The following is a 13,074-nucleotide window of genomic DNA, read 5'->3' on the forward strand; positions in this document are numbered from 1 at the left end:
CGGGCGCTGCCATCGTCGCACGTCGGAAAGCCCGGTGCGAGCTGTCGACCACCCGATGCGGAATCATCAGGCCATGACTCAGCAGTGGTCCGCTCCCACCGCCGACGGCCCCGTCGACGCGACGGTACCCGTGCCAGGCTCCAAGTCGATCACGAACCGCGCCCTCGTGCTCGCCGCCCTGGCCGACCGCGCGTCCACCCTGCACGCGCCGCTGCGCAGCCGCGACACCACCCTGATGGTCGACGCGCTGCGCTCGCTCGGGGTGGGCGTCGTCGACGGCTCGGACGGGTCCTGGCTGGTCACGCCGCACGAGCTGCGCGGCCCGGCACAGGTCGACTGCGGTCTGGCGGGCACCGTGATGCGGTTCCTGCCGCCCGCCGCCGCGCTCGCCGTCGGCGAGATCACCTTCGACGGCGACCCGCACGCGCGGACCCGGCCGATGTCCACGATCCTGCACGCGCTGCGGGCGCTGGGCGCGGACGTGGCGGGCGACGCGCTGCCGTTCACCCTGCACGGCAAGGGCGGCGTGCCCGGCGGCGAGGTCACCGTCGACGCGTCGGCGTCGTCGCAGTTCGTGTCCGGGCTGCTGCTGTCGGGCGCGCGGTACGAGAGCGGCGTGACGATCCGGCACAGCGCCGCCCTCTCCGGGGGCAGGCCCGTGCCCTCGGTGCCGCACATCGAGATGACCGTGGCGATGCTGCGCGAGGCGGGTGTCGTGGTGGACGACTCGACGCCGGACCGGTGGCGCGTCGAGCCGGGCGCGGTCGAGGGCCGCGACTGGCACGTCGAGCCGGACCTGTCCAACGCCACCCCGTTCCTGGCGGCGGCGGCCGTGACCGGCGGCCGGGTGACCATCCCCGGCTGGCCGGCCGCGACCACCCAGCCCGGCGGCGCGGCGCGCGAGCTGTTCGAGCGCATGGGCTGCGAGGTCGCGCTGACCGACGCGGGCCTCACGCTGCGCGGTCCCGACCGGTTGACCGGGATCGACGTGGACCTGCGCGACGAGAGCGAGCTGACGCCGACCGTGGCGGCGCTGGCGGCGCTCGCCGAGGGCCCGACGCGGATCCGCGGCGTGGCCCACATCCGCGGCCACGAGACGGACCGGCTCGCCGCGCTCGCCGCCGAGGTCAACCGGCTGGGCGGCGACGCGGAGGAGACCGAGGACGGGCTGGTCATCACGCCGCGCCCGCTGCGCGGCGGCGTGTGGCGGGCTTACGCCGACCACCGGATGGCCACCGCGGGCGCGATCATCGGCCTGGTGGTGGAGGGCGTGTCGGTGGACGACATCGGCTCGACCACCAAGACGATCCCGGACTTCCCGGGCATGTGGGCGGCCATGCTGTCGCTGCCGCGGGCGCGCTGACGTGGCGCGCGGCGACTGGCACCGGTTGGACGAGTCCGACGTGCGGGTGCGGCCGGGCAAGGGCACCCGGCCGCGCAGCAAGCGCCGGCCCGAGCACGCGGACGCCGTGCCCGCCATGGTCGTCGGGGTCGACCGCGGCCGGTGGACGTGCGCGATGGACGGCGACCCGGCGCGGATGGTCGTCGCCATGCGGGCGCGCGAGCTCGGCCGCACCCCGGTCGTGGTCGGCGACCAGGTGGGGCTGGTGGGCGACACGTCCGGCCAGCCGGACACGTTGGCGCGGATCGTGCGGGTGGAGGAGCGGCGCAGCGTGCTGCGGCGCACGGCGGACGACACGGACCCGTTCGAGCGGGTCGTGGTGGCCAACGCCGAGCAGCTGGTGATCGTGTCGGCGCTGGCCGACCCGCAGCCGCGCCGGGGCTTCATCGACCGGTGCCTGGTGGCCGCGTACGCGGGCGGGCTGGAGCCGCTGCTGTGCCTGACGAAGTCGGACCTCGCGTCGCCGGACGAGCTGGTCGCCGCGTACGCCGAGCTGGACCTGCCGGTGGTCGTGACGCGGTCCGACGAGGACCCGGAGGCGTTGCGCGGGCGGCTGGTGAGCCGGTTGTCGGCGCTGATCGGGCACTCGGGCGTCGGCAAGTCGACGCTGGTGAACAGGCTGGTGCCCGACGCGCACCGGGCGGTGGGCGTGGTGAGCGGCGTCGGCAAGGGCCGGCACACGTCCACGCAGACCGTCGCGCTGCCGCTGCCCGAGGGAGGGTGGGCGGTGGACACGCCGGGCATCCGCTCGTTCGGCCTGGCGCACATCACACCGGACGACATCGTGGGCGCGTTCCCGGACATGAAGGCGATGGCCGAGGAGTGCCCGTCGGGCTGCGGTCACCAGGGCGCGCCGGACGACCCCGACTGCATGCTGGACGAACTGGTGCGCACGGGCGAGGCCTCCCCCGGCCGCTTGGCCTCCCTGCGCCGCCTCCTGCAGTCCCGCTCGAAACTGGAGGAATACGACTGACTTCCCGCCGCCCATTGAGACGGGCGGCCCGGACTATTGACCTCGAGACCGTGCGCACACCACTCTGAGGTGAGATCAACCGCATAAGCACCGGTTGTTCCGCCATGTCCGGAAGGTGTTCGGGAGAACGCGCTAAATGTTTAGCGAAGTGCTCAACATTTAGCAATTCCAATTCGCGCCAAGTCGACCGAGGAGAAGTCATGTCACTGCGACGACGCAGCTTCACGACCAGATTTCGAGCGGCGAACGTCGGCGTCGCCGCGGCGAGCGCCGCGATGCTGGCCTCGGCCGCGGTCCTCGTCGCGCTGCCGGCCGGGGCCGCGACCGCGGGCTGTTCGGTGAACTACGCGGTGGCTTCGCAGTGGGAGGGCGGGTTCAGCGCCAACGTGTCGGTCACCAACCTGGGCGACCCGCTGACCGGTTGGACGCTGACCTGGTCGTTCGGCGCCGGGCAGGCGGTGACGCAGTCGTGGAGCACGACGTTGGCGCAGAGCGGTTCGGCGGTGACCGCGAAGAACGTGAGCTACAACGGCTCGGTCGCCACCGGCGGCTCGGTGTCGTTCGGTTTCAACGGGTCGTGGACGGGCAGCAACCCCATTCCGACGAGTTTCGCCCTGAACGGCGTGGCCTGCACGGGTGGCACCACCACGACGTCCACCAGCACCACCACTTCCACCACCAGCACCACCACTTCCACGACGACGACCACGACGACGCCGGGCGGCGGGTGTTCCCTCCCGTCGACCTACCGGTGGTCGTCGACCGGGTCGTTGGCGAACCCGAGGTCCGGGTGGGTCTCGCTCAAGGACTTCACCCACGTCATGCACAACGGCAAGCACCTGGTCTACGGCACCACGCACGACATGGGCTCGTCGTGGGGGTCGATGAACTTCGGGCTGTTCACCAACTGGTCGGACATGGCCTCGGCGCCGCAGCAGGCCATGAACTCCGGCACCGTCGCGCCCACGCTGATCTACTTCGCCCCGAAGAACATCTGGGTGCTCGCCTACCAGTGGGGCGGGACCGCGTTCACCTACCGCACCTCCAGCGACCCCACCAACCCCAACGGCTGGTCCTCGCCGCAGGTGCTGTCGACGGCGAGCATCTCCGGCTCCGGCACGGGGCCGATCGACCAGACGCTCATCGGCGACGGCCAGAACATGTACCTGTTCTTCGCCGGTGACAACGGCAAGATCTACCGCCAGGTCATGCCCCTGGGCAACTTCCCGGGCAGCTTCGGCTCGTCCTACACGACCATCATGAGCGACACCACGAACAACCTGTTCGAGGCGCCCGAGGTCTACAAGGTCCAGGGCCAGAACCAGTACCTGATGATCGTCGAGGCCATCGGCTCCAACGGCCGCTACTTCCGGTCCTTCACCTCCAGCAGCCTCAGCGGCTCCTGGACCCCGCAGGCCGCCACCGAGTCCAACCCCTTCGCCGGCAAGGCCAACAGCGGCGCTAGCTGGACCAACGACATCAGCCACGGCGACCTCATCCGCACCAACGCCGACCAGACCAAGACCATCGACCCCTGCAACCTGCAACTGCTCTACCAGGGCCGCGACCCCCGCTCCAACGGCGTGGACTACGGCCTGCTGCCGTACCGCCCGGGCGTCCTCACCCTGCAACGCTGACCCTCGAGAGCCCACCCTCCACGTCGCGCGAGTCCTACGTTCAGAACGCGTGTGTCCTACGTTCGGAACACCCGAGTTGAACGCTCGGCACACGTGAACGACGCCGTTCCATGACCGGATCGGGTGGAGACGCGACCTCGTCCATGGGCTGGGCACCGCACGCGGTAGTACGGTGCCCAGCCGTGGCGAGGGTGACTGGTATCGGCGGCGTGTTCCTGCGCGCACGAGATCCCGAGCGGCTGGCCGAGTGGTACCGCGAGCACCTCGGCGTGCCGATGAGCGACGGCGGGGCCATCACGTTCCACTGGACCGAGGCGGAGACGACGACGTTCGCGCTGTTCGCGGACGACACCGACTACTTCGGCGAGCCGGGCCAGCGGGCGATGATCAACCTGCGGGTGGACGACCTCGCCGGGCTGCTGGCGCGGCTGCGCGGGCACGGGGTCGAGGTGCTGCCGCAGACCGAGGACTCGGAGTTCGGCCGGTTCGGGTGGTGCGTCGACCCCGAGGGCAACCGCATCGAGCTGTGGCAGCCCGCGGCGGGCATGTAGGGCGGTGACCCGGGTGCGGACCGCGGCCGGTGTGGCCACGCGGTCCGCACCCGGGTCCCGGTCACATCAGCTCCAGCAGGAAAGGCAGCTCCTGGGGCGCGTACCAGGCCAGCTCGTGGTCCTCCGCCCCTCCCAGCGCGAACTCCGCGTCCGGGTCGCCGAGGTCCGCGGCGTCGATCACGTCCGCCGCCGCGCGCACGTCCTCCTCCGCCTCCAGCGTGTCCAGGTGGATCGCGGCGACCAGCTTCACCGGCACCGGCCCCGACAGCTTCACCACCGAGAAGTCCAGGTCGGGCCGCAGCTTCACGTCCGGCACGTCCGCCGACACCACCGCACGCCTCGGCACGGCCTTCTCGTCACCCGCGATCAGCCGCAGCGAGCCGCGGGCGGCGTCGAGCATCGCCGAGTACTCCAGCTCTTCCGTGTCACCGGTCGCGTACGACTCGCGCAACGCGGGCGTCAAGGCGAACGCCGTCCCGCCCACGGCGACGAACTCGCCGTTCTCCACGAGGTCGCGCAGCATCGCGACGGTCGCCGGGAGGTACACCCTCATGTGGACACCGTTCCCATCAGTTCCTCCACCGACTCCTCGACCATCGCCGCCAGCACGTCCACATCGGACATCGCGTCGCGATCGGCGTTCAGGCCGAAGTACACGCCACCGTCATAAGACGTCACGCCGATCGACAGCGCCTGGTTTTTCGCCAAGGGCACAACCGGGAACATCTCGATCATCTTCGCCCCCGCCGCGTACAGCGGCACCTGGGGACCGGGCACGTTCGTCACGACCACGTTGAACAACCGCCGCGAGAACGACGACGCCGCCCGCGCGCCCAGCGCGTGCAACGTCGGCGGTGCGAAGCCCGAGAACCGCACCAGCGTCTGGGCCGCCACCGACTGCCCCGACTCCTGGTGCGCCCGCATCGCGTGCGACACGTGGTGCAGCCGCACGACCGGGTTCGGCTCCCCCACCGGCAGGTCGACCAGGTACGCCGACACCTGCGCCTCGTCGTCGCGCACCGACATCGGCGCCATGGCCCGGATCGTGGTCCCCGCCGTCACGACCTCGCCGCGCGACAGCAGCCAGTTCCGCAGCGCGCCGGACAGCACGGCGAGCACGCCGTCGTTGACCGTGCCGCCGTGCGACCGCCGGATGGCGCGGAACACGTCCAGCCCGGTGCGGGCCACCGCGAACCGCCGCTGCGGCGAGATCCGCACGTTCAACGGGCTGCCGGGCGCGGGCGTCGCGGCGGTCCGCACGGCCGACGCCAACCCGCCGAACACCCCGGCGACCTTGCGCACGGTCGCCACCGTGTCCACCGCCGCCGAGCGGACGTTCTCCACCACCTCGCCGGGCCGCTGCACGGCCTCCGCGACCGCGTCCGCGACCAGCTGCAACCCGCTGGGCTCCGGCGACGGCATCCACAGCGACTCGACCGGCGGGCGCGGCGTGGCGGACACGTCCAGCATCACCTGCCCGATCTCCGGCGCGCCGATGCCGTCCACCATCGCCTGGTGCGTCTTGGTGATCACCGCGGTCCGGTTCCGGGCCAGGCCCTCGACCAGGTAGACCTCCCACAACGGCCGGGTCTGGTCCAGCGGGCGGGACATCAGCCGCGCCACCAGGTCGTGCAGCTGCTGGTCGCTGCCCGGTTTCGGCAACGCCGAGCGCCGCACGTGGTAGGTGACGTCGAAGTCCGCGTCGTCCACCCACACCGGCCGCGCGAGCCGTCCGGGCACGTGCACGACCTTCTGCCGGTACCGGGGCACCAGCGACAGCCGCTGCTCGATCAGGTCGACCAGCCGGTCGTAGTCGAAGCCCGTGCGCGGTCGCCGGAACACCGCCACCCCACCGACGTGCATCGGCGTCGTGGAGTCCTCCAGGTACAGGAACGAGGCGTCCAGCGCGGACAGGCGGTCGGGCATGCCGCCCAGGCTAGTCGGTGCAGTCGCGCACCAGCCTGCGAACGGCGCTGACCTCGGCTTCGTCGCGTTCGTGCCGGGCCAGCCTGATCGCCGCGGCGGCCGGCATGGCGCGCCTCGCCTCGACCCGCACCGAGCCGTCGACCCCGGACAGGAACCCGCGCACCATCCGCGACCGGGCGAGCCGCTTGAACGGCCGCAGCGGCGCCACCGCCATCGCCAGCCAGCTCAACGCGACGTCGACCTTCCGGTCGCCCTTGCGCGCGCTGCCCCAGTCGACCACCACCGCGCCCTCCGGGCCCATCACCACGTTGCCGGGGTGCAGGTCGAGGTGCAGCAGGTCGCCGTCGCCGGGCAGGAACGCGGGCGCGGGCACCCGGTCCAGCTTCTCGTGCAGCCCGGCCAGCTCACGGCCCAACGCGCCCGCGCGCCACGGCTTGGCGTCCAGCTCCTGCGACATGCGCGGACCGGGGACGTACTCCATGACCAGGTCCGTCTCCGAGGCGTCCGCCACCCTCGGCACCGGTATGCCGTGCCGGCGCAGGTAGCGCATCAGCTCGGCCTCGGGCCGCAGGTCGAGGCCCGCACGGCTGCGCTTGACCAGCAGACCGTCCGGACGCAGGTAGACGTCCGCCTCCCGGCCGCTGGCCAGCAGACGGTGCGCCTCGTCGCGCGATGTCATGTGACGATCATCATGATTGACAGCGCAGAAGCAAGCCCCAAATGGGTAGTGGACACTTGCTCCGTGGATGTGTCACCCAAGGACAAGTTCGTCACCGTGTACGGCCGCAAGCCCGTGCTGGAGGCGTTGGACGACCCGCGGCTCGAGGTCGACAAGGTCGTGCTCGCCGACACGGCCCGCGGTCCGGCCGCCCGGGAGATCCTGGACGCCGCCGGTCGACGGGGCGTCGAGGTGCAGCGGGCCACCGCGCAGCGGGTCAAGGTGCTGGCCGGGAACGGCAAGCAGGACCAGGGCGTGCTGGCGGACGTCGTCGCGCCCCGGATGCGCCCGCTGGAGCTGGGGCTGCGCGAGGGGCCGCGGTTCGTGCTGGTCCTGGACGGGATCACCACGCCGGCGAACGTCGGCATGATCCTGCGCACGGCGACCGCGGCCGGTGTGGACGGCATCGTCGTGCCGCGGCGGGGTGTCGCGTCGATCGACCCGATGGTGGTCAAGGCGTCGGCGGGGGTCGCGTTCCGGGCGCCGGTGCTGCGGTGCGCGACGGCGGCGGAGGCGGTGGCCGCGCTGCGGGGCGCCGGGTACCCGATCTTCGCGCTGGACGCGCAGGCCGGGTCGTCGGTGTACGCGGCGGACCTGCCGGCGCGGGCGGCGTTCGTGCTGGGCAGTGAGAGCGCGGGCATCTCGGAGGACGTGCGGCCGCACGTGACCGGGTGGTTGTCGATCCCGATGGCGGCGGGGGTGGAGTCGTTGAACGTGGCGAGCGCGGCGGCCGTGCTGTGCTTCGAGGTCGTCCGCCGACGCGCCTGATCGTCCCGGTCGATGGCCGCGGCGGGCGCAGCGCGGGTGCCGGAGGGCCGCTCAGACACCCGCGCTGCCTAACCCGGCTGGTCGGCGGCTCACCACAGCCACCCGACGCGGTACCCGTCGGGCCGTCCCGACCAGCCCTCGGCGTCCCGCACCCACGCCCCTCGTATGGCATCGGGTGCGGAACCGGAGCACTCGACTGTGCTATTCGTCGTCGTCCGTGGTTGCCATTCGAAACGTACGAGGGAAGCGGAGTGAACGGCAATTCACCGGCCAGGTGGATTGTGCGTGGCCGGTGGTGACCGGTTAACCCTGAAGGGGGACTTGGAGCAGTATTTCGAGTTCCTCGAGGGTGGCACGCACGGACTGGTGGTGCACGCCGACCATCCCGGCCGCCGCCGCGCCCCGCACGTTGACCGCGAGGTCGTCGACGAAGACGCACTCGGCGGCGGGCAGGCCGAGCCGTTCGGCGGCGAGCAGGTAGATGCGGCGGTCGGGTTTGGCCAGGCCGACGTCGCCGGAGGTGATCACGACGTCGAACAGGTCCTCCCAGCCGGCCGGCGGACGCCAGAGGAAGTCGGCGTTGGAGAGCATCGCGGTGAGGATGCCCTGGTGGCGGGCCTGGCGGGTGGCGGCGAGGAGGGGCGGTTCGGTGGCCGCGTGGTCGTCACCGAGGTCCGTGAGGACACCGCCGAAGTCGAGAACCAGTGCCCGCACCGTGCCTCCATCGGGTGATCTTGGTACGAAACCCCGGTCGTCCGCCCTCGGTTCAGCATGCCACCTCGCCTGCGCACCCTGTCGTCACCGAAGCCCATCGCCGCCGCGGACACCTCCAACGCGCCCGCAAACGCCCCCACGGCCCCTTCCGAGGCTCCCGCGCCCTTGGACGCCCGCCACTTCCTGTTCCCCTTGGTGGAGGCCCTGAGCGGCCGGCGGCCGCCGCGGCAGCTCTCGGGCACCTTCGCCCCACGCGCCCTGACCACCGTCGCCGCAGCCGCCACCCCCACCCGAACCCGCCTGGGCCGCTACCGCCTGTGCCACGTGACGCCGGACGCGGCGGAACTGGCGGGAACCCTGCACATGCCGACCAAAGTCCGCGCCTTCGCCGCCCGCGTCGAACGCCAGGGCTCCCGCTGGCACTGCACCGAATTCCACCTGCTCCCCTGACCGCTCCGATTTGCGCGGGGCCGAGCCCTCCCTCGGCCCCGGTTCCCACTCCCCCGCCCGACCATCGCTAACACGATCGAGTGACATTTGATCGAAAATGTACGGAAACGCCGTTACCGCACCTCGGTTGAAAACCAGCGGAACGCCTCGACCACCCACCGACCGCCCAGCCTCGATGCCGGCCCTCCGCTCTCGACGGGGGACGGCGGCGTGCGAGAAGAGAGCGCGCCGGCTCCGGCAGGCCGTTGGGGACATGACGATGAGGGGGTGGCGGACCGCGGCGCGACGGCAGGGTGTGGGCGCGGCGGCGTTGGGCGGGGCAGGCCCGGGGCAGGCGGCGCGGCGCGGCGTTGAGCGGGGCAGGGCCCGGGGCGGGCAACGCGGCGCGGCGTTGGGCGGGGGCAGGGCCCGGGGCGGGCAGCGCGGCGCGGCGTTGGGGCGTGGTGCGGCGGCAGGTGGCGGCGAGCGGTGGGTGTGGGGTGGAAAGCGGAAAGCGGGCCGCCGGTGGTGGTCGGTGGCCCGCTTTCCGCAGTGGGTCGGTTACTCGCGGGGGGTTTTGCGCTGGCCCTTCGCCTGGGCGCGGGCGGCGGCGCGGCGTTCCTTGCGGGTGCCGCCCGCCTGGTTGCCGCCCTGCTGGGCGGTGTTGCCGCTGGTTTCGGCGTCACCGCTCTCCGACGGGCCCGTGTAGGTCAGGCCCTGCTGGGCGCGGCCGTCCAGGCCCTTGCCGCGGAGGGCGGGCGGGATGGCGTTGCCGCTCTGGAGTTGGGCCAGGGCGGGACCGGCGGGGGCCTGATTGGCGTCCGCCTGCTGCTGGGCGGCGGCCGCGGCGGCGGCTCGGGCCCTCGCCCGGCTGCCGGTCAGCGGGCCGCCGTTGGCGATGGAGACCTGGACCGGCGGCTCGGCGGCCGGCTCGGGCTCGGCGGCTTCCACCTGCAGGTTGAACAGGAAGCCGACGGTCTCCTCCTTCAGCGCCTCGAGCATGCCGTTGAACATGTCGAAGCCCTCCCGCTGGTACTCGATCAGCGGGTCGCGCTGGGCCATCGCCCGCAGGCCGATGCCCTCCTTGAGGTAGTCCATCTCGTAGAGGTGCTCACGCCACTTGCGGTCCAGGACGGAGAGCAGGACGCGGCGCTCCAGCTCGCGCATGGCGCCCGGGCCGACCCGGCCGTCGATGTCCGCCTCACGCGCCTCGTAGGCGGCCAGGCCGTCGGCCTGCAGCTTCGCCTTCAGGGACTCGCGGGTGACGTCGTCCTCTTCCTCGAGCACCTTCTTCGGGTCGAGGGTGATCGGGTACAGCGTCTTGAGCGCCGTCCACAGCTGGTCGAGGTCCCAGTCCTCGGCGTAGCCGTCGGCCGTCGCGCCGTCGACGTACGCGCCGACCACGCTGGTGATCATGTGCTCGACCTGCTCGCGCAGGTCCTCGCCGTCGAGGACGCGGCGGCGCTCGGCGTAGATCACCTTGCGCTGCTCGTTCATGACCTCGTCGTACTTGAGGACGTTCTTGCGGATCTCGAAGTTCTGCTGCTCGACCTGCGTCTGCGCGCTGCGGATGGCCCGGGTGACCATCTTGTGCTCGATCGGCACGTCGTCCGGCACCTTCAGCCGGGTCATGACGGTCTCGACCATCGCCGCGTTGAAGCGGCGCATCAGCTCGTCCTTCAACGACAGGTAGAACCGCGACTCGCCGGGGTCGCCCTGACGGCCGGAACGACCGCGCAGCTGGTTGTCGATGCGCCGCGACTCGTGCCGCTCGGTGCCCAGCACGTACAGGCCGCCGGCCGCGCGGACCTCCTCCGACTCGGCCTTGACCTCCTCGGTGATCTCCTCGATCAGCTTCGCCCAGGCGGCTTCGTACTCCTCCGGGTTGTCCACCGGGTCGAGGCCGCGTTCGCGCAGCTCGTGGTCGGCGATGATGTCCGGGTTGCCGCCCAGCACGATGTCCGTGCCTCGGCCGGCCATGTTGGTGGCCACCGTGACGGCGCCCTTGCGGCCGGCCTTCGCGATGATCAGCGCCTCGCGGTCGTGGTGCTTGGCGTTGAGGACCTCGTGCGGGATGCCCTTCTGGATGAGCAGCTTCGACAGGTACTCCGAGCGCTCGACGCTCGTCGTGCCGACCAGCACCGGCTGGCCCTTCTCGTGCCGCTCGGCGATGTCGTCGGCGACCGCGTCGAACTTGGCCTCCTCGGTCTTGTAGACGAGGTCGGCCTGGTCGGAGCGCTGCATCGGGCGGTTCGTCGGGATGGGCACGACGCCGAGCTTGTAGGTCTGGTGGAACTCCGCCGCCTCGGTCTCGGCGGTGCCGGTCATGCCGCCGAGCTTCTCGTAGAGGCGGAAGTAGTTCTGGAGGGTGATCGTGGCGAGCGTCTGGTTCTCCGCCTTGATCTCGACGCCTTCCTTGGCCTCGATCGCCTGGTGCATGCCCTCGTTGTAGCGGCGACCGGACAGCACGCGGCCGGTGAACTCGTCGACGATCATGACCTCGCCGTTGCGGACGATGTAGTCCTTGTCCTTGGCGAAGAGCTCCTTGGCCTTGATCGAGTTCTGGAAGTAGCCGACGAGCGGGGTGTTCGTCGAGTCGTACAGGTTGTCGATGCCGAGCTGGTCCTCGACGTACTGCACGCCCGCCTCGGTGACGCCGACGGTGCGCTTGCGCTCGTCCACCTCGTAGTGGGTGTCGCGGCGCATCTTCGTGGCGAGCCGCGCGAACTCGACGTACCAGCGCGAGGACTGGTCGGCCGGGCCGGAGATGATCAGCGGCGTGCGGGCCTCGTCGATCAGGATCGAGTCGACCTCGTCGACCAGCGCGAAGAAGTGGCCGCGCTGGACCATCTCGTCACGGCTCCAGGCCATGTTGTCGCGCAGGTAGTCGAAGCCGAACTCGTTGTTCGTGCCGTAGGTGATGTCGGCGTTGTAGGCGACGCGGCGCTGCTCGGGCGTCATCTCCGACAGGATCGCGCCGACGGTCAGGCCGAGGAACCGGTGGATGCGGCCCATCCACTCGGCGTCACGTTTGGCCAGGTAGTCGTTGGTCGTGACGACGTGCACGCCCTCGCCCGCGATCGCGTTCAGGTAGGCGGGCAGCACGGAGGTCAGGGTCTTGCCCTCACCGGTGCGCATCTCGGCGATCTGACCGAGGTGCAGCGCCGCGCCGCCCATCAGCTGGACGTCGAAGTGGCGCTGGCCGAGGGTGCGCTTGGCGCCCTCGCGGACGACCGCGAACGCCTCCGGCAGCAGCTCGTCCAGCGACTCGCCGTCGGCGTAGCGCTTGCGGAACTCCTCGGTCTTCGCGCGCAGCTCCGCATCGGAGAGGTCGACGACGTCGTCTTCGAGGTTGTTGATGTGCGCTGCGATGTTGCGCAGGCGCTTGAGCATCTTGCCCTCGCCAGCGCGGAGCAGTCGGGACAGCACCATCCGGGTCGACCTCATTACCTCATCGCGACGCGCCCAGGGGACGGGCGCCTTCCACAGGGGCTCACCACGGCCATGGCGAGCCTTCACCACCGACCATCGTAGGCAAGTCGTGAAGGTGTGTGCACAGACACAGGTAGGAAGCCTTTCCGGAGGGCCCCGCGGGGCGTCCCGGAGACGTCCGGTTCGACCGCTTCGCGAGGGCTCAAGATCGCGTTCCGTGACCGGGGCGGGTCCGCCGCCACCCGGACGGACGCAAGGCCGCCCGCTCCACCCGGCGCACGCGCCGGGATCAGGCCATTCACCTGAATTGGAGAGAAATCCCACGCCGTCGAACCCGACGTCCGCCCACCATCCCGCGCGGTGACCTGTTCGCCGGGTCACACCGAACGTTCGTGACACATTTTCCGACGATCACGGTTCGGCTCACGGTCCCGATCACGAAATGCGGTCCGCGCACGACGGCCCCCGGCGCACAGGAGCGCCGGGGGCCGCGCGAAGTCGAGTGAGGGGACCGTGGTCAGGTG

Annotated in this window: 11 protein-coding genes; 6 read left to right on the forward strand and 5 right to left on the reverse strand. The window is 71.4% G+C overall.

Annotation, left to right across the window (positions count from 1 at the left end; all coding sequences use genetic code 11):
* The first annotated feature begins 73 nt into the window (after positions 1-73).
* The 4 genes from aroA (at position 74) to IOD16_RS32155 (ending at position 4,563) form a co-directional block, all read left to right on the forward strand.
* A complete protein-coding gene (aroA, locus tag IOD16_RS32140) occupies positions 74-1,363 on the forward strand; it encodes a 3-phosphoshikimate 1-carboxyvinyltransferase (RefSeq protein ID WP_201437508.1) in 1,290 nt (429 codons plus the stop codon).
* Between the two features lies 1 nt (position 1,364).
* Positions 1,365-2,375: a ribosome small subunit-dependent GTPase A gene (gene rsgA, locus IOD16_RS32145; protein WP_201437509.1), complete on the forward strand. Its 1,011-nt coding sequence runs from the start codon at positions 1,365-1,367 to the stop codon at positions 2,373-2,375.
* Between the two features lie 200 nt (positions 2,376-2,575).
* Positions 2,576-4,012: a non-reducing end alpha-L-arabinofuranosidase family hydrolase gene (locus IOD16_RS32150; RefSeq protein WP_236594506.1), complete on the forward strand. Its 1,437-nt coding sequence runs from the start codon at positions 2,576-2,578 to the stop codon at positions 4,010-4,012.
* A 182-nt stretch (positions 4,013-4,194) separates the two neighbouring features.
* Positions 4,195-4,563, forward strand: coding sequence for a VOC family protein (locus tag IOD16_RS32155; RefSeq protein ID WP_236594507.1), 369 nt, complete (start codon positions 4,195-4,197; stop codon positions 4,561-4,563).
* A gap of 61 nt (positions 4,564-4,624) precedes the next feature.
* Here IOD16_RS32155 and IOD16_RS32160 read toward each other — a convergent pair whose 3' ends face one another.
* Genes IOD16_RS32160 through IOD16_RS32170 form a run of 3 tightly spaced genes read right to left on the reverse strand, consistent with a single transcriptional unit; the run spans position 4,625 to position 7,168 of the window.
* Positions 4,625-5,116, reverse strand: coding sequence for a DUF6912 family protein (locus IOD16_RS32160; RefSeq protein WP_123745526.1), 492 nt, complete (start codon positions 5,114-5,116; stop codon positions 4,625-4,627).
* On the reverse strand, positions 5,113-6,489 hold the full coding sequence (locus IOD16_RS32165) for a WS/DGAT/MGAT family O-acyltransferase (RefSeq protein WP_201437511.1): 1,377 nt from the start codon (positions 6,487-6,489) through the stop codon (positions 5,113-5,115). Before IOD16_RS32165 ends, IOD16_RS32160 begins: the two co-directional genes overlap by 4 nt.
* A 10-nt stretch (positions 6,490-6,499) precedes the next feature.
* The gene (locus IOD16_RS32170; RefSeq protein ID WP_201437512.1) at positions 6,500-7,168 is read right to left on the reverse strand and encodes a phosphotransferase; all 669 of its coding nucleotides are present in this window, start codon (positions 7,166-7,168) and stop codon (positions 6,500-6,502) included.
* Between the two features lie 63 nt (positions 7,169-7,231).
* On the opposite strand from IOD16_RS32170, the gene IOD16_RS32175 reads away from it, so the two are divergent.
* Positions 7,232-7,975 (forward strand): TrmH family RNA methyltransferase, encoded by a 744-nt coding sequence (locus tag IOD16_RS32175; protein ID WP_442978069.1) that lies wholly within the window; start codon positions 7,232-7,234, stop codon positions 7,973-7,975.
* 303 nt (positions 7,976-8,278) lie between these two features.
* Here IOD16_RS32175 and IOD16_RS32180 read toward each other — a convergent pair whose 3' ends face one another.
* The gene (locus IOD16_RS32180) at positions 8,279-8,689 is read right to left on the reverse strand and encodes an HAD-IA family hydrolase (protein ID WP_201437514.1); all 411 of its coding nucleotides are present in this window, start codon (positions 8,687-8,689) and stop codon (positions 8,279-8,281) included.
* Between the two features lie 165 nt (positions 8,690-8,854).
* On the opposite strand from IOD16_RS32180, the gene IOD16_RS32185 reads away from it, so the two are divergent.
* The gene (locus tag IOD16_RS32185) at positions 8,855-9,139 is read left to right on the forward strand and encodes an Rv3235 family protein (RefSeq protein WP_201437515.1); all 285 of its coding nucleotides are present in this window, start codon (positions 8,855-8,857) and stop codon (positions 9,137-9,139) included.
* A gap of 540 nt (positions 9,140-9,679) precedes the next feature.
* Here the strand turns inward: IOD16_RS32185 and secA are convergent.
* A complete protein-coding gene (gene secA, locus IOD16_RS32190) occupies positions 9,680-12,550 on the reverse strand; it encodes a preprotein translocase subunit SecA (protein ID WP_201437516.1) in 2,871 nt (956 codons plus the stop codon).
* Between the last annotated feature and the right edge of the window lie 524 nt (positions 12,551-13,074).

Source organism: Saccharothrix sp. 6-C, assembly GCF_016695385.1.
In the GTDB taxonomy this organism is placed as follows: Bacteria; Actinomycetota; Actinomycetes; order Mycobacteriales; family Pseudonocardiaceae; genus Actinosynnema; species Actinosynnema texasense.